This window comes from Pseudomonas sp. AC211, assembly GCF_979258055.1.
The window spans coordinates 5071292-5094779 of the sequence record NZ_OZ409830.1 but is presented as its reverse complement, the minus strand read 5'-3'; the positions used below and the strand labels follow the sequence as shown (position 1 = coordinate 5094779).

The 23488-nt window shown below is 60.4% G+C and carries 12 protein-coding genes and 10 pseudogenes; 4 read left to right on the top strand and 18 right to left on the bottom strand.

The window, feature by feature from the left end; all coding sequences use genetic code 11:
- The first annotated feature begins 43 nt into the window (after positions 1–43).
- From cobG to cobJ, 4 genes are all read left to right on the top strand, one after another.
- Complete coding sequence (gene cobG, locus ACZZZP_RS23670) at positions 44–1372, top strand: precorrin-3B synthase (RefSeq protein WP_463384334.1); 1329 nt, start codon at positions 44–46, stop codon at positions 1370–1372.
- Positions 1372–1998 carry a precorrin-8X methylmutase gene (locus tag ACZZZP_RS23665; RefSeq protein ID WP_463384333.1) on the top strand — a complete coding sequence of 209 codons (627 nt, stop codon included), beginning with the start codon at positions 1372–1374 and terminating at the stop codon, positions 1996–1998. The genes cobG and ACZZZP_RS23665 overlap by 1 nt, the downstream gene beginning before the upstream one ends.
- Positions 1998–2744, top strand: a complete 747-nt coding sequence (locus tag ACZZZP_RS23660) for a precorrin-2 C(20)-methyltransferase (protein WP_122492294.1) — start codon at positions 1998–2000, stop codon at positions 2742–2744. Before ACZZZP_RS23665 ends, ACZZZP_RS23660 begins: the two co-directional genes overlap by 1 nt.
- Before the next feature lie 151 nt (positions 2745–2895).
- Positions 2896–4551 carry a precorrin-3B C(17)-methyltransferase gene (gene cobJ, locus ACZZZP_RS23655; RefSeq protein ID WP_463384332.1) on the top strand — a complete coding sequence of 552 codons (1656 nt, stop codon included), beginning with the start codon at positions 2896–2898 and terminating at the stop codon, positions 4549–4551.
- Here the strand turns inward: cobJ and ACZZZP_RS23650 are convergent.
- The 18 genes and pseudogenes from ACZZZP_RS23650 to mnmE all read right to left on the bottom strand — a co-directional run bounded on the left by ACZZZP_RS23650 (position 4535) and on the right by mnmE (position 23423).
- Positions 4535–5440 carry an SdiA-regulated domain-containing protein gene (locus ACZZZP_RS23650; protein WP_463384331.1) on the bottom strand — a complete coding sequence of 302 codons (906 nt, stop codon included), beginning with the start codon at positions 5438–5440 and terminating at the stop codon, positions 4535–4537. The genes cobJ and ACZZZP_RS23650 overlap by 17 nt on opposite strands.
- A gap of 161 nt (positions 5441–5601) precedes the next feature.
- Positions 5602–7455, bottom strand: a pseudogene (glmS, locus tag ACZZZP_RS23645) (glutamine--fructose-6-phosphate transaminase (isomerizing)).
- 10 nt (positions 7456–7465) lie between these two features.
- Positions 7466–8238, bottom strand: a pseudogene (locus ACZZZP_RS23640) (DeoR/GlpR family DNA-binding transcription regulator).
- Between the two features lie 241 nt (positions 8239–8479).
- Positions 8480–9841, bottom strand: a pseudogene (glmU, locus tag ACZZZP_RS23635) (bifunctional UDP-N-acetylglucosamine diphosphorylase/glucosamine-1-phosphate N-acetyltransferase GlmU).
- A gap of 177 nt (positions 9842–10018) precedes the next feature.
- The gene (locus ACZZZP_RS23630; protein ID WP_122449889.1) at positions 10019–10444 is read right to left on the bottom strand and encodes a F0F1 ATP synthase subunit epsilon; all 426 of its coding nucleotides are present in this window, start codon (positions 10442–10444) and stop codon (positions 10019–10021) included.
- A gap of 44 nt (positions 10445–10488) precedes the next feature.
- A pseudogene (gene atpD / locus ACZZZP_RS23625) lies at positions 10489–11866 on the bottom strand (F0F1 ATP synthase subunit beta).
- Positions 11867–11896: 30 nt separating this feature from the next.
- Positions 11897–12780: pseudogene (gene atpG, locus ACZZZP_RS23620) on the bottom strand (F0F1 ATP synthase subunit gamma).
- Between the two features lie 40 nt (positions 12781–12820).
- Positions 12821–14366 (bottom strand): annotated as a pseudogene (gene atpA, locus ACZZZP_RS23615) (F0F1 ATP synthase subunit alpha).
- Positions 14367–14387: 21 nt separating this feature from the next.
- Entirely contained in the window at positions 14388–14924 is a 537-nt protein-coding gene (locus tag ACZZZP_RS23610) for a F0F1 ATP synthase subunit delta (RefSeq protein WP_122449893.1), read from the bottom strand.
- 14 nt (positions 14925–14938) lie between these two features.
- A complete protein-coding gene (locus tag ACZZZP_RS23605; protein WP_122449894.1) occupies positions 14939–15409 on the bottom strand; it encodes a F0F1 ATP synthase subunit B in 471 nt (156 codons plus the stop codon).
- 52 nt (positions 15410–15461) lie between these two features.
- On the bottom strand, positions 15462–15719 hold the full coding sequence (gene atpE, locus ACZZZP_RS23600; RefSeq protein WP_002555987.1) for a F0F1 ATP synthase subunit C: 258 nt from the start codon (positions 15717–15719) through the stop codon (positions 15462–15464).
- A gap of 124 nt (positions 15720–15843) precedes the next feature.
- Entirely contained in the window at positions 15844–16713 is an 870-nt protein-coding gene (atpB, locus tag ACZZZP_RS23595; protein ID WP_122492286.1) for a F0F1 ATP synthase subunit A, read from the bottom strand.
- A 16-nt stretch (positions 16714–16729) separates the two neighbouring features.
- Positions 16730–17135: pseudogene (locus ACZZZP_RS23590) on the bottom strand (F0F1 ATP synthase subunit I).
- A 170-nt stretch (positions 17136–17305) separates the two neighbouring features.
- Positions 17306–18180, bottom strand: a pseudogene (locus ACZZZP_RS23585) (ParB/RepB/Spo0J family partition protein).
- A gap of 9 nt (positions 18181–18189) precedes the next feature.
- Positions 18190–18978, bottom strand: a complete 789-nt coding sequence (locus tag ACZZZP_RS23580) for a ParA family protein (RefSeq protein WP_122492283.1) — start codon at positions 18976–18978, stop codon at positions 18190–18192.
- Positions 18979–18996: 18 nt separating this feature from the next.
- Positions 18997–19645 (bottom strand): annotated as a pseudogene (gene rsmG, locus ACZZZP_RS23575) (16S rRNA (guanine(527)-N(7))-methyltransferase RsmG).
- Positions 19645–21538 (bottom strand): annotated as a pseudogene (mnmG, locus tag ACZZZP_RS23570) (tRNA uridine-5-carboxymethylaminomethyl(34) synthesis enzyme MnmG). Before mnmG ends, rsmG begins: the two co-directional pseudogenes overlap by 1 nt.
- Before the next feature lie 517 nt (positions 21539–22055).
- Complete coding sequence (gene mnmE / locus ACZZZP_RS23565; RefSeq protein ID WP_463384323.1) at positions 22056–23423, bottom strand: tRNA uridine-5-carboxymethylaminomethyl(34) synthesis GTPase MnmE; 1368 nt, start codon at positions 23421–23423, stop codon at positions 22056–22058.
- Positions 23424–23488 lie beyond the last annotated feature (65 nt).

Sequence of the window (23488 nt, the reverse complement as noted above, 5' to 3'; positions counted from 1 at the left end):
TCGTCGGCACCCACAGCCAGCCACAGCGAACCAGTGAGCCTTTTTGAATAACGTCCAGCCCATGCCCAACGCGCCCCTGCCACGCCATACCGCGTGCCCGGGTTTGCTGCGCATTGTGCAGGCGCTCGACGGTGGCATTTGCCGGGTGAAATTACCGGGCGGGCGGCTGAGCGTGGCTCAGGCGCTAGCGATTAGCGCCGCCGCCGAACGTCATGCCAGCGGCGTGCTGGAGATCACCAACCGCGCCAACCTGCAGATTCGCGGCGTGCGTGCCGGTGAAGAGCAGGCGCTGATCGCCGCATTGCTGGCGGCTGAACTCGGCCCGCGCAGCGCTGGCGCTGATGACGTGCGCAACGTGATGCTCAGCCCGGCCGCAGGCGTCGATGCTCAGCAACTGCTCGATGTTCGTCCCCTCGCCGACCGGCTACTCACGCTGCTGGAAACCGAGGAATCGCTGCACCAGCTTTCAGCGAAATTCGCCGTGCAACTGGACGGCGGCGAGGGCATGGCGATGCTTGAGCATCACCACGACCTGTGGCTAAGCGCGCTGGCTGACGGCCGTTTTGTTTTCGGCCTGGCTGGCAAACCCGAAGGCGCCCTGGCGGCGGTAAATGCCGAACAGGCGCCGGCGCTGGTGCATGCGTGTCTCGAACTGTTCCTGCAACGCGCCAGCGCCGAGCACACGCGGATGCGCCATCTGTTGGCGGCGTGGCCGACGGCGGCCTTTATCGCCGAGCTGCAACAGCGTTTGCCGTTCGCCTTGCAGCAAGACGCCGCCGTCAGCAGCTGGCGTCGCGCGCCTGCCGAGGCCTGGGCGCATCTCGGCGTTCGCCCGCAACGGCAGCCGGGGCTGGTGATGGTCGGCGCCGCGCCCACGCTGGGGCGAATCTCGGCGCAACAGCTCGCCGCCGTCGCCACGCTGGCCAGCGATTCTGTTTACCTCACGCCCTGGCAAAGCCTGTTGCTGCGCGATGTGCCGCACAACGAGGCGCGAGGCCTGGCCCAGCAGTTGAACGCGCTGGGTTTACTCACCGACAGCGCCGCCCCGTTGGCGCGCTTAGTGGCCTGCAGCGGCTCTACCGATTGCAGCAAAGGCCTGGCCGACAGCAAAGGCGACGCCCTGCTGCTGGCCAGCGCCCTCGCCCAGCGCCACATTGCCATCGAGCAGGTGCACCTCAGCGCATGCAGCCGCTCCTGCGCCGCCGCTCACACCGCGCCGCACACCTTGCTGGCCGTCGCGCCTGGCCGTTACGACCTTTACCAACGGGACACTCACCTCAGCGGTTTCGGCCGCGTGCTGGCCCGTCATCTGACTATTCTTGAAGCCGCCGACACACTGGCCGCGCTGCCCGACCCCATGGAAGCCCTTTGATGCTTGAGTACATCCGCGATGGCCAGGAAATTTACCGCCACTCGTTTTCCATCATCCGTGCCGAAGCCGACCTGAGCGGCATTCCAGCCGACCTGGAAAAACTCGCTGTGCGCGTAATTCACGCCTGCGGCATGGTCGATGTGGTGCAAGACCTGCGCTTCTCCCCAGGCGCGGGCACCGCCGGGCGCAAGGCCCTGGCCGCCGGCGCGCCGATTCTGTGCGATGCCCGCATGGTTTCTGAAGGCGTGACGCGCACTCGTCTGCCGGCCAACAATCAGGTGATCTGCACTCTTAATAACGAAGGCGTGCATGACCTCGCCCGCGAGCTGGGCAACACCCGCTCGGCCGTGGCACTCGAACATTGGCGCGCGCATATGGAAGGCGCCGTGGTGGTGATCGGCAACGCCCCGACCGCGCTGTTCTATCTGCTGGAAATGCTCGATGCCGGCGCGCCGAAGCCCGCGCTGATTCTCGGCTTTCCGGTCGGGTTCGTCGGTGCCGCAGAATCGAAAGACCTGCTCGCCGCCGACAGCCGTGGCGTGCCGTATGTGATTGTGCGAGGCCGCCGCGGTGGCAGCGCCATGGCCGCCGCCGCCGTCAACGCCCTGGCCACGGAGGTGGAGTGATGCTCGCAAAAGGTCGCCTGCTGGGCATTGGCGTTGGGCCGGGTGATCCGGAACTGATCACCCTCAAAGCCTTGCGCTTGTTACAAGCCGCGCCGGTGATTGGCTACTTCGTGGCCAAGGCCAAGGTCGCCGCCGGCCAGCATGGCAACGCGTTCGGCATCATCGCCGGGCACCTGACCGAGGCGCAGCAGCGCCTGCCGATGGTGTATCCGGTAACCACCGAAAAGCTCGCCCCGCCGCTGAGCTACGAGAACATCATCAGTGACTTCTACGACACCTGCGCCGAGCAGATTGCCGAGCACCTGGAAGCCGGCCGCGACGTGGCGGTGATTTGTGAAGGTGACCCGTTCTTCTACGGTTCCTACATGTACCTGCACGACCGCCTCGCCAGCCGCTACCCCGCTGAAGTGGTGCCGGGCGTGTGCTCCATGCTGGGCGGCGCCTCGGTGCTGGGCATTCCGCTGGTGTATCGCAACCAGAGTTTGGCGGTACTGAGCGGCGTGTTGCCGGCCGACGAGCTGAAACAACGCCTGGCCGCCACCGATGCCGCCGTGGTGATGAAGCTGGGGCGCAACTTCGACAAAGTGCGTGGCGTGCTCGAAGAACTGGGCCTGGCTGGCCGGGCGAAATACGTGGAGCGCGCGACCATGGAGAACCAACGGATCGTGCCGCTCGATGAAGTGGAGCCGATGGCTTCGCCGTATTTCTCGTTGATTATCGTGCCGGGGGAGAAGTGGCAGGCGTGATCTAACAGCCCGCACCTTCCGCCCCTGTAGGAGCGAGCTTGCTCGCGAACCCTGGAAACGAAGTTCATCAGATGAATCGCGTAACAGCCTTCGCGAGCAAGACGGAACGCCGCCCACTCGCTCCTACGAATCCCACCCCACCGGAGCCCCAATGTCCCCCGCCATCATCATCCTCGGCACCGGCGCCCTGACCACCGCACGGCGCATTCAAACGCTGTATCCCGGCGCGCAGGTGTACGGCCTGAACGAGCGCGTAAGCGCCGATATCGGCTACAGCGATTTCGGCATCACGCTCCGTGAGTTGTACCAAAGCAACCGCCCGATCATCGCCCTGTGCGCCGCCGGCATCGTCATCCGCTGCCTGGCGCCACTGCTGCAAACCAAAGGTGCCGAACCGCCTGTGCTGGCCGTCGCCGAAGACGGCAGCGCCGTGGTGCCGCTGCTGGGCGGCCTCGCTGGCGTGAACACGCTGGCTCGCGAGATTGCCGCTGAGCTGGCCGTGGCGCCGGCCATCACCACCAGCGGCGAGCTGCGCTTCGACACCTGCGTGCTCAACCCGCCAAGTGGCTATGTGCTGGGCGATATCGAGCAGGGCAAGCGCTTTGTTTCCTCCCTGCTCGGCGGGGAAAACGTGCGTATCGAGGGCGACGCGCCCTGGCTGGAACACGCGCGCCTGCCACTGGCCGGCGATGCTCAGCTGCGCATTCGTATCAGCACGGACGCCAATGGCGGCGCCGACGAATTGCTGATTCACCCGCGCAGCGTGGTGGCGCTCAACCCGCCGGCTAATGCGCAAGCAATCGAACACAGCCTGAGCGCAGCCGGCATCAGCGCCCATGCCCTCGCCTGCCTGCTCTGCACCCGCGAACGAATGACCGACGGCGCCCTGCACGCCACCGCCGAACAGCTCGGTGTGCCCCTGCGCTTCAGTGACGACCTGGCCCTGAGCGACGCGCACCGTCTGGTGGAAAGCGAAGGCCTGCGGCTGGCGGTCGCCAACCAACCCGTGGTTATCCACAGTCTCGGCCAGCCCCGTGGCCGGCTTACCGTGGTAGGCCTTGGACCCGGCGCCGCCGCCTTCACCGCGCCGGCGGTGAAGCGTGCCCTGGAAGAAGCCGAAGACGTGCTCGGCTACGAAACCTACGTGACCATGGCCGGCCCGTTCCGCCCGGACCAGGTGCTGCACAACAGCGACAACCGCGAAGAACTCGCGCGCTCACGCCACGCCTTCGAATTGGCCGCGAGCGGGCGGCGGGTGGTGGTGGTGTCGTCTGGCGACCCGGGCGTATTTGCCATGGCCGCCGCCGTGCTGGAAGCGCTGGAAGCCAGCAGTGACGCGCACTGGCATGCCGTTGAATTGCAGGTGTTGCCCGGCGTGTCCGCCTCGCTGGCCACCGCCGCGAAAGCCGGCGCGCCATTGGGTCATGACTTCTGCATGATCTCGCTCTCGGACAACCTCAAGCCGTGGGAGGTGATCGAGCTACGGCTGAAGCACGCCACCCTCGCCGACCTGGCGCTGGCCTTCTACAACCCGATTTCCCGCGCCCGCCCGTGGCAGTTGGGCCGTGCGCTGGATGTGGTGCGCGAACAACGCAGCCCCGAAACGGTGGTGGTGCTCGGCCGCGACATCGGTCGCCCCGCCGAAGCGCTGAGCGTGACCACACTCGGCGAGCTGACTCCGGAAATGGTCGACATGCGCACCATGGTCATCATCGGTTCCAGCACCACCCGCCGCTTCGCCAAGGCCGGCAGCACGGTGGATTGGGTGTATACGCCGCGGTCGTATCCGGCTACTCGCTCTTCTTGAAGCGATAGAACAAGTTCGGCTCGCTGACCAGAAACAGATCGCCATTGCTGCCCATGGCCATTCCTTCGGCCTGGGGAATGTCGGCTTTCAGGCCCTGATTGCCGGCGCGCAGGTTGAGGCTGCTGAGCGGCTCGCCTTTCTGATCCAGCTCGACGACCATTTTCGATTCGTCCGACAGCGCCCACAGGTGTTGGCTACCCGCGTCGTAATAGAGGCTGGACAGGTCGGTGAGAAACAGCCGCTTGTCGCGCTCGGGATCGGTGCGCACTTGCAGGCGCAGCGGACCGGGGCCGTGCTGCATAAAGCCGCTGATCTCAAAGATTCGCATGGGGTCGCGTTCTTTGGCGATGAACAGGCGCTGATTGGCCGAGTCGTATGCCAGGCCCTCGAAGCCTTTGTTTTCCTCGCCGACGCTGCTGAGGTCGAGCTGGTGGGCGTTGATGGGATCGTTGATGTTGATAACCGTGGTGTCGGCGTTCACATGCACTTCGGTGAGCCGGCGTCGGCGTTCCTCGACGATCACGTACACGCCGGGGCGGATGTACTCGATGGCTTCCGGGTCTTTGAAACCTTCGAGGGGAATGCGCCGCAGCACGTCGCCTTCCAGCGACAGTTCAAGGAAGTGCGGCCGTTGATTGGTGACGCTGACTAGGGTGTTGCGCTCGGGGTCGTACGACAGCGCCGACACATTGGTTTCGCTGCCAATGGTGCGACCTTCGATGTCGACGTAATAACCCGGCAGCCGTTGCGCGCTGGCGGGGTTTTCCGCTTGTTCAAGCTGAAACCAGACACGCTCGAAGTAACGGTTGTGCTGGGCCATTGCCGCAGTGCTGACCAGCGCCAAGGCCAAACAGCCTCGCACCGCTCGGGAAGCAAACAGGCCTTTCATTTCACGCTCCGCTCTAGCTGAAGTGCCGCCGAGTATGGCGGGCGGCTATTACAGGTTGAGTTGTAATAGTTAACCGCAGGTTTCAGAGGCGAAGCGGGCCGAATAGTTCGTTGTGCGGGACGAAGCGGCTGTGGATAAGTGTTATCCACAGCCGCTTTCGGTTATTCCACCGTCACGCTTTTTGCCAGGTTGCGCGGCTGGTCGACGTCGGTGCCGCGCAGCACCGCCACGTAGTACGAGAGCAGTTGCAGCGGCACGGTGTAGAGAATCGGCGCCAGCGCGTCGCAGATGTGCGGCATGTTCACCACGTGCGTGCCTTCGCCATTGCTCATGCCGGCCTGGCCGTCGGCGAACACGATCAGCTCGCCGCCACGGGCGCGCACTTCCTGCAGGTTCGATTTGAGCTTTTCCAGTAACTCGTTATTCGGCGCCACGGTCACTACTGGCATGTCGCTGTCGACCAGCGCCAACGGGCCGTGTTTGAGCTCACCAGCCGGATAAGCCTCGGCGTGGATGTACGAAATCTCCTTGAGCTTCAAGGCACCTTCCATCGCCACTGGGTATTGCGCGCCACGGCCGAGGAACAGGGCATGGTGTTTTTCGGCGAACAGTTCGGAGATTTTCTCCACCGTGGCATCCATGGCCAAGGCTTCACCGAGGCGGGTTGGCAAGCGGCGCAAGTCGTCCACCAGGCTGGCTTCGACACCGGGCGCCAGGGTGCGGCGAACTTGGCCAAGGGAGAGCGTCAGCAGCATCAGCGCAACCAACTGAGTGGTGAACGCCTTGGTGGAGGCGACGCCGATTTCCGGGCCAGCCTGGGTCAGCAGCGTCAGATCGGACTCGCGCACCAAAGAGCTTATGCCGACGTTGCAGATGGCCAGGCTCGCCAGGTAGCCGCCCGCGTCTGCCGGTTTGGCTTTGCCGTTGCGCAGGGCGGCCAGCGTGTCGGCCGTTTCGCCCGATTGCGAGATGCTGACAAACAAGGTGCCCGGTTGCACCACCACTTTGCGGTAGCGGAATTCGCTGGCGACTTCGACCTGGCACGGGATGCCGGCAAACTCTTCGAGCCAGTAACGGGCAACCATGCCGGCGTGATAACTGGTGCCGCAGGCGACGATCTGTACGTTCTGAACCTTGGCAAATAACTCGGCGGCTTGCGGGCCAAACGCCTGGACCAGCACGTGATCGGTGCCCAGACGACCCTCGAGGGTGCGTTGCACCACCACCAGAGTTGTTCGTGAATTTCCTTGAGCATGAAGTGGCGGTAAGCGCCTTTGTCGGCCGCTTCGGCGCCTTCGTGGTACTGCACGCTTTCGCGCACCACGGGCTCGCCGGCGACGTTCCAGATGTGCACGCTGTCGCGGTGGATTTCAGCGATGTCGCCTTCTTCCAGGTACATGAAACGGTCGGTGACCTGGCGCAGTGCCAATTGGTCGGACGCCAGGAAGTTTTCCCCCAGGCCCAAGCCGATCACCAGAGGGCTGCCGCTGCGGGCGGCAAGCAGGCGGTCGGGTTGCTTGGCGCTGATCACGGCCAGGCCATAGGCGCCGTGCAGGTCTTTAACGGTGGCTTTGAGCGCCACGGTGAGGTCGCCCAGCGCTTTCAATTTGTGGTCGAGCAGATGGACGATCACTTCGGTGTCGGTGTCCGAGGTGAACACGTAACCCAGTTCCTGCAGCTGTTTGCGCAGCTTCTTCGTGGTTTTCGATGATGCCGTTGTGCACCACGGCCAAGTCATTGCCGGAGAAGTGCGGGTGGGCGTTGCGCTCGCTTGGCGCGCCATAGGTGGCCCAGCGGGTGTGGGCGATGCCCAGGCGGCCGGCGAGCGGTTCGGCGGTCAGCGCTTGTTCCAGCTCGCCAACCTTGCCGACTCGGCGGCGGCGTTCGAGCACGTTGTCGTTGCTGAAAACGGCCAGCCCTGCGCTGTCGTAGCCGCGGTATTCCAGACGTTTCAGGCCTTCCAGCAGGATGGCGGTGATGTTGCGTTCAGCCACTGCGCCGACGATGCCACACATACATTTCTCCTTAAGCTTGCAACCCCGCGCAGATCACATTGACCCCACGCGCGCTGATGGATGCGCGCGTCTCAAGGTCGAGACGGTCATCGGTGATGAGGGTTTGGACGCTGCTCCAGGGCAGTTCCAGGTTGGGAATCTTGCGGCCGATTTTGTCGGACTCGACCATGACGATGACCTCGCGGGCCACCTCAGCCATCACGCGGCTCAGGCCCAGCAATTCGTTGAACGTGGTGGTGCCGCGCGCCAGGTCGATGCCGTCGGCGCCGATAAACAATTGGTCGAAATCGTAAGAGCGCAGCACCTGCTCGGCGACCTGGCCCTGGAACGACTCGGAGGTGCGGGTCCCAGGTGCCGCCGGTCATCAGCAACACGGGTTCGTGCTCAAGCTCGCTAAGGGCGCGGGCGACGTTCAGGGAATTGGTCATGACCACCAGACCGGGCTTGTGACCGAGCTGGGGAATCATGGCGGCAGTGGTGGTGCCGCTGTCGATGATGATGCGCGCGTGTTCTTTGATACAGGCGACGCCGGCGCGGGCGATGGCGTGTTTGATACTGGGAAACGGGCTGCGCGCTGTCGGCAATCAATTCCTGCGGCATGGGGATCGCGCCACCGTAGCGGCGCAGCAGCAAACCGTTGCTTTCAAGGGCCGCGAGGTCTTTGCGAATGGTGACTTCGGACGTGCTGAACGCTTTGGACAGCTCATCGACACTCACCTCGCCGTGCTCGGAAAGCAGGGAGAGGATGGTGTGGCGACGTTGCGGTGTGTTGCGTTTTGACATGCGTTAAGTTTCGATTCGAAAGATAAGTGCGCGAATCAAAACAAAACGAAGGTTTTGCGTCAAGCAAGGATAAAACAAGCATCCAATTTCTTGTGCTGCAGCCAGGTTCTTCAGTCCTCAGGTCCGAGCTCGTCTCGAAATACTGGATTCGAACCGTCGGACCGCCGCTTTCGCGGGAATGACAGGTAGCGGGCCGGAGTCTTTCGTCATCCCCGCGAAGGCGGGGATCCACGGACCGGCGTTATTTCTTGGTAGGTCGCTTCCAGCCTTCGATGTTGCGCTGTTTGGCACGGCCAACGCCGAGGGTTTCGGCAGGAATGTCGGCGGTGATCACGGAGCCTGCGCCAGTGGTGGCGCCGTCGCCGAGGGTGACCGGCGCTACCAGTGCGCTGTTGGAGCCAATAAACACGTCGGTGCCCAACACGGTGCGGTGCTTGTTGGCGCCGTCGTAGTTGCAGGTGATGGTGCCGGCGCCAATGTTGGTACGGGCGCCGATTTCAGCGTCGCCCAGGTAACTCAGGTGGCCGGCTTTGGCGCCTTCGCCCAGCACGGCGTTCTTAAGCTCGACGAAGTTACCCACATGGGCCTTGGCACCTAACACCGAGCCGGGACGCAGGCGGGCGAAGGGGCCGCAGTCGGCGCCTTCGCCCATCTCGGCACCTTCCAAATGGCTGTTGGCTTTGACAATCGCGCCGTTGCGCAGCGTGCTGTTTTTGATCACGCAGTTGGGGCCGATGTGCACGTTGTCTTCGATGACGACGCGGCCTTCGAGGATGACGTTGATGTCGATGAGCACGTCGCGGCCGACGGTGACTTCGCCGCGAACGTCGAAACGAGCCGGGTCGATCAGCGTGACGCCTCTGGGCCATCACGCGGCGGGCGGCACGGTATTGATAGTGGCGCTCCAGTTGAGCCAGCTGGATGCGGTCGTTGGCGCCGAGTACTTCCATCTCGTCGTTGGCTTGCTCGGTGGCGACCACCAGCCCATCGGCGACGGCCATGGCGATTACGTCGGTGAGGTAGTACTCGCCTTGGGCGTTGCTGTTGGATAAACGACCCAGCCACTCGGCCAAACGCTTGCCGGGCACGGCGAGAATGCCGGTGTTGCCTTCACGAATCCGCGCGTTGGGCGTCGCTGGCGTCTTTGTGTTCAACGATGGCCTCGCACGCTGCCCTGCGCGTTGCGCACGATACGGCCGTAGCCGGTGGGGTCGGCGAGCTCAACGGTGAGCAGGCCCAGTTGCTGATCGGTGACCAATGCCAGCAGGCGCTGCAAGGTCTGCTCTTCAATCAGCGGCACGTCGCCGTAAAGAATCAGCACTTTTTCAGCGCTGAGTTTGGGCAGAGCCTGGGCCACGGCATGGCCGGTGCCGAGTTGTTCGGCTTGCAGCACGAAAGAGATGTCGGCGGCGGCCAACTGCTCGCGAACCTTGTCGGCGCCATGGCCAATCACCACTTGAAGGCTGCTGGGCTGCAGCTGGCGGGCGGTGTCGATAACGTGTCCGAGCATGGATTTACCGGCGATGGGGTGCAGCACTTTCGGCAACGCCGAACGCATGCGGGTGCCTTGGCCGGCGGCGAGGATGACGATATCGAGTGACATGGGGCGGGGTCCTGAGCAGGTTGAAAATGGGTTCGGCGAACGGGGTGTTCAGCGAGAAGTGCGCAAGAACTATCAGTAGCCATGAGCGTGCCCGGTAGGGCGAAAAGCCGATTTCAGAAAAAGAAAAAGGGTAGCCAAGGCTACCCTTTTACTCGATCGCGATGAAGCGCTGCGGGGTTAGCCGCCGAACTTCTTGCGAATTTGCTGAACGGTGCGCAGCTGAGCTGCAGCCTCGGCCAGACGGGCAGCGGCGGAACCGTAGTCGAACTCCGCGCCTTTCTCATGCAATGCTTTCTCAGCGGCCTTAACGGCCTCTTGAGCGGAAGCTTCATCCAGGTCGTCTGCACGTTGCACGGTGTCGGCCAAAACCTTAACCATGTTCGGTTGCACTTCCAGGAAACCACCGGAGATGTAGAACACCTCGGTGTCGCCGCCTTGCTTGATCAGGCGAATCGGGCCCGGCTTCAAAGCAGTGATCAGCGGGGCGTGACCCATGGCGATACCAAGATCACCCAAGAGACCGCTCGCAACCACCATCTCCACCAGACCGGAGAAGATTTCGCCTTCTGCGCTGACGATATCGCAATGGACTGTCATAGCCATTTGCTTGCCTCAACCTGATTAGCGCCCGTTTCCGGGCGCTGGGATTACAGTTTCTTGGCTTTCTCGATAGCTTCTTCGATGCTGCCGACCATGTAGAACGCTTGTTCTGGCAGGTGGTCGTAGTCACCGTTGAGGATGCCTTTGAAGCCAGCAATGGTGTCTTTCAGGGAAACGTATTTGCCCGAAGCACCGGTGAAGACTTCAGCCACGAAGAACGGCTGCGACAAGAAGCGCTGAATCTTACGAGCGCGGGATACCAACTGCTTGTCGGTTTCCGACAGCTCGTCCATACCCAGGATCGCGATGATGTCTTTCAGCTCTTTGTAGCGCTGCAGAACGTACTGAACGCCGCGAGCGGTGTCGTAGTGGTCCTGGCCGATTACGTTCGGATCCAGCTGGCGCGGAAGTCGAGTCGAGTGGGTCGACCGCTGGGTAGATACCCAGGGAGGCGATGTCACGGGACAGAACGACGGTGGCGTCCAAGTGGGCGAAGGTGGTCGCTGGCGACAGGTCGGTCAAGTCGTCCGCTGGTACGTATACCGCTTGGATCGAGGTGATCGAACCTTGCTTGGTCGAAGTAATACGTTCTTGCAGAACGCCCATCTCTTCGGCCAGGGTCGGTTGGTAACCTACTGCAGAAGGCATACGGCCCAGCAGTGCGGATACTTCGGTACCGGCGAGGGTGTAACGGTAGATGTTGTCGACGAACAGCAGAACGTCGTTACCTTCGTCACGGAATTTCTCGGCCATGGTCAGACCGGTCAACGCTACGCGCAGACGGTTGCCTGGTGGCTCGTTCATCTGACCGTAGACCAAGGCTACTTTGTCGAGAACGTTGGAGTCCTTCATCTCGTGGTAGAAGTCGTTACCCTCACGAGTACGCTCACCCACACCAGCAAACACGGAATAACCGCTGTGCTCGATGGCGATGTTACGGATCAGCTCCATCATGTTTACGGTTTTACCAACACCGGCACCACCGAACAGACCAACCTTACCGCCTTTGGCAAACGGGCAAACCAGGTCGATAACCTTGATGCCGGTTTCCAGCAGGTCGTTGCCGCCAGCTTGTTCCGCGAAGGAAGGAGCCGGGCGGTGAATGCCCCAGCGCTCTTCTTCGCCGATCGGGCCGGCTTCGTCGATTGGGTTGCCCAGTACGTCCATGATGCGGCCCAGGGTCGCTTTACCGACCGTACCGAAATGGCTGCGCCAGTGTTGTTGACGTCCAGACCGCGCTTCAAGCCTTCGGTCGAGCCCATCGCAATGGTACGAACCACGCCGTCGCCCAGCTGCTGCTGAACTTCGAAAGTGGTTTCGGCGCCTTGAACCTTCAAGGCGTCGTAGATGCTCGGAACCTGATCACGTGGGAATTCCACGTCAATCACGGCGCCGATGATTTGTACGAATACGTCCGCTACTCATAGCTGGATCCTCTGAATATTTGAACCGGTATCAAACCGCGGCAGCGCCGCCAACGATTTCCGAGATCTCTCTGGGTGATCGCCGCCTGACGTGCCTTGTTGTAGATCAGCTGCAAATCGCTGATCAGATCACCGGCGTTGTCAGTCGCATTCTTCATCGCGATCATCCGGGCTGCTTGTTCAGCAGCGTTGTTCTCGACCACCGCCTGGTAAACCTGCGACTCCACGTAGCGCACCATCAGGCCGTCAAGCAGCTCTTTGGCGTCGGGTTCGTAGAGGTAATCCCAGTGATGCTTGAGATCTTGATCCGGATCGGCTTCCAGCGGAATCAACTGCTCCACTGTCGGCTTCTGCGTCATCGTGTTGACGAACTTGTTGGAAACCACGGACAGGCGATCAATACGGCCATCCAGGTAGGCATCCAGCATCACCTTGACGCTGCCGATCAGATCATTGATCGACGGCTCTTCGCCCAGGTGGCTGATTGCAGCGACGACGTTACCGCCGAAGTTGCGGAAAAACGCCGCACCCTTGCTGCCTACTACGCAGATATCGATCTCTACGCCGTTCTCGCGGTTTACCGCCATGTCCTTGACCAAGGCCTTGAACAGGTTGGTATTCAAAGCCACCGCACAGACCACGGTCACTGCTCACTACCACATAACCGACGCGCTTAACTTCGCGGTTGATCATGAACGGGTGGCGGTATTCCGGGTTAGCGTTGGCCAGATGACCAATCACCTGGCGGATACGCTCCGCGTAAGGACGGCTGGCAGCCATGCGCATTTGTGCTTTGCGCATCTTGCTGACAGCGACCTTTTCCATGGCGCTGGTGATCTTTTGCGTGCTTTTGATGCTCGCAATCTTGCTGCGAATCTCTTTTGCGCCTGCCGTGCAACACCTATATAGGTACACCTATCGGCTAGCAGGATGGGGGCCGCAGCCCCCATCGCACTTACCAGGTTTGGGTGGCTTTGAACTTCTCGATACCGGCTTTCATGCCCGCGTCGATTTCGTCGTTGAAGTCACCCTTCACGTTGATCTTGGCCATCAGATCGGCCAAGTCGCGGTTGAAGTAAGCAATCAGAGCCTGTTCAAAGCTGCCGATTTTCGCGATCTCGACGTCGACCAGGTAGCCACGTTCAGCGGCATACAGGGACAACGCCATGTCGGCGGTGGACATCGGCGCGTATTGCTTCTGCTTCATCAGCTCGGTAACACGCTGACCATGCTCAAGCTGCTTACGGGTGGCTTCGTCCAGGTCAGAAGCGAACTGGGCGAAAGCCGCCAATTCACGGTACTGAGCCAGAGCGGTACGGATACCACCGGAGAGCTTCTTGATGATCTTGGTCTGAGCAGCACCACCAACACGCGATACCGATACACCGGCGTTCACTGCCGGACGGATGCCGGAGTTGAACATTGCCGATTCCAGGAAGATCTGACCGTCGGTGATGGAAATCACGTTGGTCGGAACGAACGCGGAAACGTCGCCAGCTTGGGTTTCGATGATCGGCAGAGCAGTCAGGGAACCGGTTTTTGCCCGTTACGGCGCCGTTGGTGAACTTCTCTACGTACTCTTCGGATACGCGGGATGCGCGCTCCAGCAGACGGCTGTGGAGATAGAACACGTCACCTGGGTAGGCTTCGCGGCCTGGCGGACGGCGCAGCAGCAGGGAGATTTGGCGATACGCCACAGCCTGCTTGGACAGATCGTCATAAACGATCAGCGCGTCTTCACCGCGGTCACGGAAGTATTCGCCCATGGTGCAGCCGGCGTACGGCGCAATGAATTGCAGCGCAGCGGATTCGGAAGCACTGGCCGCGACGATGATGGTGTTAGCCAACGCGCCGTTTTCTTCCAGTTTGCGAACCACGTTGGCGATGGTCGATTGCTTCTGACCGATCGCTACGTATACGCAACGGATGCCGCTGTTCTTCTGGTTGATGATGGCGTCGATGGCCAGAGCGGTTTTACCGATCTGACGGTCACCGATGATCAGCTCACGCTGACCGCGACCAACCGGGATCATGGCGTCGACGGCCTTGTAGCCAGTTTGCACTGGCTGGTCGACCGATTTACGCCAGATCACGCCCGGTGCAACCTTTTCAACCGCGTCGGTAGCGACGTTGTTCAGCGGGCCTTTACCGTCGACAGGATTACCCAGGGCATCGACTACGCGACCCAGCAGTTCCGGACCAACCGGAACTTCCAGGATGCGGCCGGTGCACTTGGCGCTCATGCCTTCAGCCAGCGACTGGTATTGACCCAGAACCACGGCGCCGACGGAGTCGCGCTCAAGGTTCATGGCCATGCCATAGACGCCGCCCGGGAACTCGATCATTTCACCGTACATAGCGTCGGCGAGACCGTGAATACGCACGATACCGTCGGAAACGCTGACGATGGTGCCTTCGTTACGGGCTTGGGAGGCCACATCGAGCTTGTCGATGCGACCCTTGATGATTTCACTAATTTCGGAAGGATTGAGTTGCTGCATTGCTCTGCTGCCCCTTCAAACTCAAAGTTTCAATGCTTCGGCTAGTTTCGCGATTTTGCCGCGAACTGAGCCATCGATAACCAGGTCGCCGGCGCGGATTACGACGCCACCAATAAGGCTGGCATCCTCCGCAGCGTGCAGGCGCACTTCCCGGCCGAGCCGTGCACTGAGAACCTTGGCGAGTTTGTCTTGCTGTTCGTCGTTCAATGCAAAAGCACTGACTACATCCACATCGACCGATTTTTCCTGCTCGGCTTTCAACAGCTCGAACAATTCGGCGATTTGCGGCAGCAGCGCGAGACGATTGTTCTCGGCTAATACCTGGATGAAGTTCTGTACCTTGGCATCGAACTTGTCACCACACACCTCAATGAAGGCGGTGGCCTTGTCTGTACTCGTCAAACGCGGGGCCGTGAGCACGCGCTGTACGGTGGCGTCTTGCGACACCTCCGCAGCCAGGCCGAGCATGGCTGACCAATTGGCCAGTTGCTGGTGGGCCTGAGCGTACTCAAAAGCTGCCTTGGCGTAAGGTCGGGCCAACGTGGTCAGTTCTGCCATGATCGCGCCCTCGCTTAAATTTCGGCTGCCAGTTTGGAAACCAGCTCCGCATGCGCGTTTTGGTCGATAGTGGCGCCCAGGATCTTCTCAGCACCGCTGATCGCCAAGCCACCCAGTTGGGCACGCAGGGCGTCTTTGACGCTGTTCAGTTCCTGTTCGATCTCGGCCTGAGCCTGAGCCTTCAGGCGCTCACCTTCGACACGGGCCTGATCGCGAGCTTCGTCGACGATCTGGGTAGCGCGCTTTTTGGCTTGCTCAATGATTTCAGCTGCCTGAGTTTTGGCTTCGCGCAGTTGCTGACCCACTTTCTCGTGGGCGAGCTCCAAATCGCGAGCCGCACGGCTTGCAGCGTCCAATCCATCAGCAATCTTCTTTTGACGCTCTTGCAAAGCCGCGATGACCGGAGGCCACACGTACTTCATGCAAAAGAGCACAAAGATGAAGAAGGCAACGGACTGGCCAATCAGGGTTGCATTAATGTTCACGCCAACACCTCGCTCGTTCGTTGTCCGTCAAACCAATCACTCAAAAGAGTGATTAGCCTGCAAGTTGACCAACGAAGGGGTTCGCGAAGGTGAAGAACAGTGCGATACCAACACCGATCATGGTCACGGCGTCCAGCAGACCAGCGACGATGAACATTTTAACTTGCAGCATCGGAACCATTTCCGGTTGACGCGCAGCGCCTTCCAGGAATTTGCCGCCCAGCAGGCCGAAACCAATGGCGGTACCCAGGGCACCCAGGCCAATCAGCAGAGCTACGGCGATCGCGGTCAGACCAACTACAGTTTCCATCTTTCCTCCCGACTTTTTATGTCGTATTGGTTAGTTTTTAAGGTAAAGCGGTAAAGCAAACTTGCTCGCCCTTGCGGGCTGCGGCCCCAGGCAGAGGCCGCTCACTGCCAGCGCTTGCGCGCTATCAGTGGTTGTCTTCGTGCGCCATCGACAGATAAACGATGGTGAGCATCATGAAGATGAACGCTTGCAGGGTGATGATCAGAATGTGGAACACCGCCCATGCCCACTGCAGCGCCACACCCAGGCCGCTCAGCCACAACAGACCACTGCCGAACATCACAGCGATCAGAATGAACACCAGCTCACCGGCGTACATGTTGCCGAACAACCGCAGTGCCAACGAAATAGGCTTGGCAATCAGGGTGACGAACTCCAGCAGGAAGTTAACCGGGATCAGAAGAATCTGAACGGCGATGTTCTTACTGCCGAATGGGTGCAGGGTCAGTTCACCGATGAAGCCACCGATGCCTTTGACTTTGATGCTGTAGTAAATAATCAGCGCGAACACCGAGAACGCCATGCCGAGGGTGGCATTCGGGTCAGTGGTGGATACAGCGCGGAAAGGAATGTGGTGATCGCCGGAGATCAAGATGGCCAGTTGTGGAATCCAGTCCACAGGCACCAGGTCGACGGCGTTCATCAGGAACACCCAGACGAAAATGGTCAGAGCCAGGGGCGCGATAACCTTGTTGCGGCCGTGGAAGCTGTCCTTAACGCTGGTGTCGACGAATTCGATCATCACTTCAACGAAGTTCTGCAAACCGCCAGGCTGGCCGGAAGTGGCTTTCTTTGCAGCCATGCGGAACAACAGGATGAAGATCAGACCCAAGGCTACGGACCAGCCCAGGGTGTCTACGTGAAAAGCCCAGAAGCCCATTTCTTTGGCTTCTTGTGCAGTGTGGGCAAAGCCCCAATCGCCGCTTGGCAGTTTCCCAAAGGTCAGGTTCTGCAAGTGGTGCTGGATGTAGCCCGAAGCGGTCTGTTCTGCCATGTGTGCCTCAAACGCCCTAAGGTCTCAAAAATCTTGTTGTAAGCAGGGGGAGCAAACCAATTGACCAACTGGGTCAGAAGGAAAACGCCAAATACCGCCAGCGCATCCAGAGGCTTCACCCCTGCAAAGGTCAGTGCAAACAGCACTGCCGTCAGAATCAACTTGCCCGCTTCGCCGGCATAAAAAGACCGGACTATCGCTTGGGCTGCCCGGGCTCCGGTGAATCGGAAGGCCTTATGAGCAAAGTAAATATTCGGTAACCAGGCAATCAAACCGCCGAGCGCGCCAGAGTAACCACTTACCGCGCCGCGCCATTGCCATAAAACGACGGCTGCGATTAGCAATACGACGAGTTGAACCAACAACACGGGGAACACCGGCAAACGATGGAAGGGCAGGCGGGTGGGCGTGCGGGCGTCCATCAACTATCTCCGGCTTTCGGCCTCTGGTGTCTGCCGCTGTAAATCAACGACTTGGCATAGTTTGTGCCGACAAAATGCGCGCAGAGTATAGGGGGCGTTCCCCCCCTATTCAACTGCCCGGTAGTGATTTCCGACTACACGCTACATGACTAATTATGTCGGGAAAGGCTTCACTTGATGTGGGCCAAGACGCCTTGTAACTCGTCTAACGAGTTGTAGCGGATGACCAACTGACCCTTACCCTTCTGTCCATGCTTGATCTGTACCGGCGAGCCCAGCCGCTCTGCGAGGCGCTGTTCAAGCCGACTGATGTCAGGATCGGCTTTAGGAGCTGTAGTCGGTTTCTCTTTTTGTGCTCATCCACTGACGAACCAGTGCCTCAGTTTGGCGCACGGTTAGCGCTCGTGCGACAACGTGTCGCGCCCCTTCGACCTGCTGTTCTGCCGGTAAACCGAGCAGCGCGCGGGCGTGGCCCATTTCCAGATCACCGTGGGAAAGCAGCGTTTTGATTTCCTCCGGGAAGGGAGATCAGACGCAGCAAATTGGTGATGGTGACGCGCGATTTGCCGACCGCTTCAGCGACTTGCTGTTGGGTCAGTTGGAATTCTTGCTGCAACCGCTGCAAGGCTACGGCTTCTTCAATCGGGTTGAGGTCTTCGCGCTGGATGTTTTCGATCAGTGCCATGGCAATGGCCGCTTCATCCGGCACTTCGCGAACCATGGCCGGAATCTTGTCCAGTCCGGCTTGCTGGCTGGCACGCCAACGGCGTTCACCGGCGATGATTTCAAACCGGCCATTACCGATTGGGCGCACCACAATCGGTTGCATCACGCCCTGGGCGCGGATGGACTGCGCCAGCTCTTCGAGGGCAGTAGCGTCCATGTCACGGCGCGGTTGGTATTTGCCGCGCTGAATCAGATCCAGTGGCAGGTATTGCAGCTCACGGGTGTCGACGTGCGCGGCTTCTTCTTGCAAAGCATTAACGCTGGTTCCGCCCAGCAGGGCGTCCAGTCCGCGTCCGAGACCTCGTTTTTTGCTGGCCATGGATAATCCTTATGCTTTTGCGGTTCGGGTGGCGCTGCGCTGACGCCGGGACAATTCACCGGCCAGTGCTAAGTAGGCGAGGGCGCCACGGGATTGCTTGTCGTACGCCAAGGCAGGCATGCCAAAACTCGGCGCCTCGGCCAGGCGCACGTTGCGGGGAATAACGGTGTCGTAGAGCTGGTCGCCGAAATGCGCTTTTAGCTGGGCGGACACATCGTTGGTGAGGCTGATGCGCGGGTCGTACATGGTGCGCAGCAGACCTTCGATTTTCAGCGAAGGATTAAGCAGCTTGCCGATGCGCTGGATCGAGTTGACCAGATCAGTCAGCCCTTCGAGCGCGTAGTACTCGCACTGCATCGGAATGATCACGCCGTCAGCGGCCACCAAGGCGTTGACCGTCAGCATGGACAGTGAAGGCGGGCAGTCGATGAGGATGTAATCGTAATTTTCGCGGATCGGTGCCAGCGCTTCGCGTAGACGGTGTTCCTTCGCCGGCATATGCAGCAACGCCACCTCGGCGGCGGTCAGGTCGCGGTTCGCCGGAAGCAGCTGATAACCACCGTGCTCGGAAAACTGCATGGCTTGCGCCAGGTCGCATTCGCCAATGAGCACGTCATACACCGAGTGCTCCAAAGCCAACTTATCCACACCGCTGCCGGTGGTGGCATTGCCCTGTGGATCCAGGTCGATGAGCAGCACACGGCGCTTGGTCGCCACCAGCGATGCAGCGAGGTTGATGCACGTGGTGGTTTTGGCCACACCGCCTTTCTGGTTGGCGATGGCGATTACTTTAGCCATGGTCAGCGTCGGTCCCGATCATATGATGCGGCGCAGTATCAACAGATGCCGTTGACCTTGGCAACCGGGAACCTTGAGCACGTGCGTTGCAGCCAATTCAAAGTCGGCGGGCAGCGCTTGCAGCTCGTCGTCGGGGTGCACGCCTTTCATGGCCAACCAGCGCGTTTCGGTGTCGCCTAGATGCCGAGTCCACTCCGGAAAAATCCTGCAGCGAACTGAATGCGCGTGAGCAGATTCCGGAAAATGCCTGGGCTGGGGTGAACGCCTCGACCCGGCTGTGGATAACTTCCAGGTTCGACAGTTTGAGCTCGAGCTTCACCTGCGTGAGAAACCGCGTTTTCTTGCCATTGGAGTCCAACAGAGTGAATTGGCGGTCTGGGAACATGATTGCCAACGGAATGCCCGGCATTCCACCGCCGCTGCCGACGTCCAGCCACGAGGTTCCGCCTTCTGCGACAAAAGGCACCACGCTCAGGCTGTCGAGCAGGTGGCGGGAAACCATTTCGTTTGGGTCGCGCACGGCGGTCAGGTTGTAAGCCTTGTTCCACTTGATCAGCAATGCGAGATAGCCCAAAAGAAAGGCGTGTTGCTGTTCGGTCAGTGCAACGCCCAGCTCGGCGGCGCCACGGGACAATTCTTCAGCATGTTGCGCAGTAACCGATGACATCAGGCGCTTTGCTCCAGCTCACGACCGGCACTGCGCTTTTTCAAGTTGATCATCAACAGGGAAATCGCCGCCGGCGTTACGCCGGGAATTCGCGAGGCCTGGCCCAGCGTTTCCGGGCGACCTTGGCTGAGCTTGCTCTGAATTTCTTTGGAAAGACCGGCAATGGCGGTGTAGTCGATATCCGCTGGCAGCTTGGTGTTTTCGCTGGCACGCAGGCGGGCAATTTCGTCTTGCTGACGGTCGATGTAGCCGGCGTACTTGGTTTTGATTTCCACCTGTTCAGCAACCTGCGGATCGTCGTGGCCGGGGCCGGTTACCTCGATTAAGCCGGCGTAGTCCACTTCAGGACGGGTCAGCAGGCTCATCAGGTTGTATTCGTGGGTCAGCGGCGTACCGAAGCGCGCGGCAATCGCGTCGCCCTGCGGCGTGTTCGGGCGCACCACGTGCTCTTCAGCCGTTGCTCCTCGCGCTCAATGCCTTCGCGCTTGGCGCAGAACGCCGCCCAGCGACGGTCGTCGACCAGGCCCAGCTCACGGCCTTTTTCGGTGAGGCGGAGGTCGGCGTTGTCTTCGCGCAAGATCAGGCGGTACTCGGCACGGGAGGTGAACATGCGGTACGGCTCTTGGGTGCCGAGGGTGATCAGGTCGTCGACCAACACGCCGATGTAGGCTTCATCGCGGCGCGGGCACCAACTGTCTTTGCCCTGCGCACGCAATGCAGCGTTGGCGCCGGCCAACAGGCCCTGGGCGCCGGCTTCTTCGTAGCCGGTGGTGCCGTTGATCTGGCCGGCAAAGAACAGCCCGGCAATCACTTTGGTTTCGAGGCTGTATTTCAGATCACGCGGGTCAAAGTAGTCGTACTCAATGGCGTAACCCGGCCGGAACGATATGGGCGTTTTCCATGCCGCGGATCGAACGCACCAGCTCCAGCTGCACGTCAAACGGCAGGGAGGTCGAAATGCCGTTCGGATACAACTCGTGGGTGTTCAAGCCTTCGGGCTCGATAAACACCTGGTGGCTGTCCTTGTCGGCAAAGCGGTGAATCTTGTCTTCAATCGACGGGCAGTAGCGTGGACCGATGCCTTCGATCACACCCGAGTACATCGGCGACCGGTTGAGGTTCGCGGCGATGATTTCGTGGGTGCGGGCGTTGGTGTGAGTAATCCAGCAACTCACCTGGCGTGGGTGCTGTTGCTTGTTGCCGAGGAAGGACATCACCGGAATGGGCGTGTCGCCTGGCTGTTCGGTCATCACCGAGAAGTCGACGGAGCGGCCATCAATGCGTGGCGGCGTGCCGGTTTTCAGGCGACCGACCCGCAACGGGTGTTCGCGTAAACGTTGGGCCAGCGCGATTGAAGGCGGGTCGCCTGCGCGGCCACCGGAGTGGTTCTGCAAGCCGATGTGGATAAGTCCGCCGAGAAAGGTGCCCGTGGTCAGCACCACGGATTCAGCGAAGAAGCGCAGGCCCATTTGCGTAACAACGCCGTGAACTTGGTCTTGATCGACGATCAGGTCGTCACACGACTGTTGGAATATCCACAGGTTGGGCTGGTTTTCCAGGGTTTCACGAATCGCTGCTTTGTACAGCATGCGGTCGGCCTGGGCCCGGGTGGCGCGTACCGCTGGGCCTTTGCGGCTGTTGAGGTACTCGGAACTGAATGCCGCCTTTGTCGGTGGCTTCTGCCATGGCGCCGCCCAGTGCATCGATTTCCTTCACCAGATGGCTCTTGCCGATGCCACCAATCGCCGGGTTGCAGCTCATGTGTCCGAGCGTGTCGACGTTGTGGCTGAGCAGCAAGGTTTTGACGCCCATCCGTGCAGCAGCAAGCGCTGCTTCGGTGCCGGCATGGCCGCCGCCGATAACGATGACATCAAAACGGGAAGGGAAATCCACCACGCACCTCGTGCCTGTTGAGAATTGGGGAGGCTTTTAACTGACCCGAAAAGGGAAAAGCGGAAAGCCGGCAAGTATAGGGATTTACCCGAACCGAAAGAAGCCTTTTGAACAAAAAATAGCCAACCTTCTTGGGTGGTCGTGCTGGTCGTACACCGGCCTGTTAATAAATAGAGAGAAGAGAGAATTTTTAAAGCTTTGTTTTTATGTTTATTACTTATGCAGGTCTTTTCTGTGGATAGAACGCTTTACAGGCCAAGCACAGCGGCGTGGACAGAATTGTATAAGCCTGGTCGGTCAGGTACACGGGAGGGTTCTGGATAACGTCCTTAAACCTGTGGATGGAAGCGCATGTTGTGCACAGGGCGATTCATCCCCAGCTTTGCCCCTAGCTTATCGACTGGGCTTAGGGGCGGTTATGCACAGGGTTTAAATAAGGGCTGTGGTTAATCCTGCGGGCATAAAAAAAGCCCTGTCGACGTCACTACGTGAACAGGGCTGGTTGGAACGGTCGCGTTTATTTGCCGATGCAGAAGCTCGAGAAGATTCGTCCTAACAAGTCGTCGGAACTGAACGCGCCGGTGATTTCTCCCAATGCTTGTTGGGCAATGCGCAGGTCTTCAGCCAGCAACTCGCCTGCGCCGGCCAGGGTCAGCTGCGCGTAACCGTGCTCCAGTGATTGGCTGGCATGCTGCAGCGCCTCCAAGTGACGGCGCCGGGCACTGAAGCTGCTTTCAGCGGTCTGCTCGTAGCCCATGCACGCTTTGAGATGTTCACGTAGCAAGTCCAACCCATCTGCCGAACGAGCGGACAGGTTGATGGTGACATGGCCGTCCTCGCTGACCTCCAGTCCGATCGCGTCACCCGACAGGTCGGTTTTGTTGCGGATTAACGTGACCTTGGCAGGATCCGGCCTAGCGCTAAGAAATTCCGGCCAGAGCGCAAAGGGGTCTGCCGCCTCGCGTGAAGTGGCATCCACCACCAGCAGCACGCGGTCCGCTTCGCCAATCGCTTTTAGCGCGCGTTCTACACCTATCTTTTCTACTTGATCATCGGTGTCACGCAAACCCGCCGTGTCGACGACATGCAGCGGCATACCGTCGATATGGATATGTTCGCGCAGCACATCGCGGGTCGTGCCGGCGATTTCCGTAACGATCGCTGCCTCCCGACCAGCCAGAGCGTTTAGCAGGCTGGATTTTCCCGCATTGGGGCGACCCGCGATCACCACCGTCATTCCGTCACGCAGCAACGCGCCCTGGTTGGCCTCGCGCTGGACAGCAGTCAAATCGCTGCGCACCTCGTTGAGCATGCTCAGTACATGGCCGTCGGCCAGAAAGTCGATCTCTTCTTCCGGGAAGTCGATGGCAGCTTCCACATAAATACGCAGCGCAATCAGGCGCTCGGTCAGACCATGAACCCGGCGTGAGAACTCGCCCTGCAAGGACCGTAGGGCGTTGCGCGCCGCTTGCTCGGAGCTGGCCTCAATCAGGTCGGCAATGGCTTCTGCCTGGGCCAGATCAAGCTTGTCGTTGAGAAAGGCGCGTTCGCTGAATTCGCCGGGTCTTGCCAGACGGGCGCCTAGTTGGAGGCAGCGACGCAACAGCAGGTCCAGCACCACAGGTCCGCCATGCCCCTGCAATTCAAGAACGTCCTCGCCGGTGAAGGAGTTCGGACCGGGGAAGTACAGGGCCAAGCCTTCGTCGAGTACCTGATCCTGTTCACCGTGAAACGGTCCGTAGTGGGCATAGCGCGGCTTGAGGGTGCGCTGCGCAATGGCTTCGGCAATGGCCTGGGCATATGGACCGGAAACGCGGACGATTCCCACGCCGGCGCGGCCCTGGGCAGTGGCAACGGCGGCGATGGTTTCTCGTGCAGTGTTCATGGCGCGGTTCTCATGATTGAGCCCTCATGGCCGGAGGGCAGATAGCAAAACGCCCCGCCACGTAT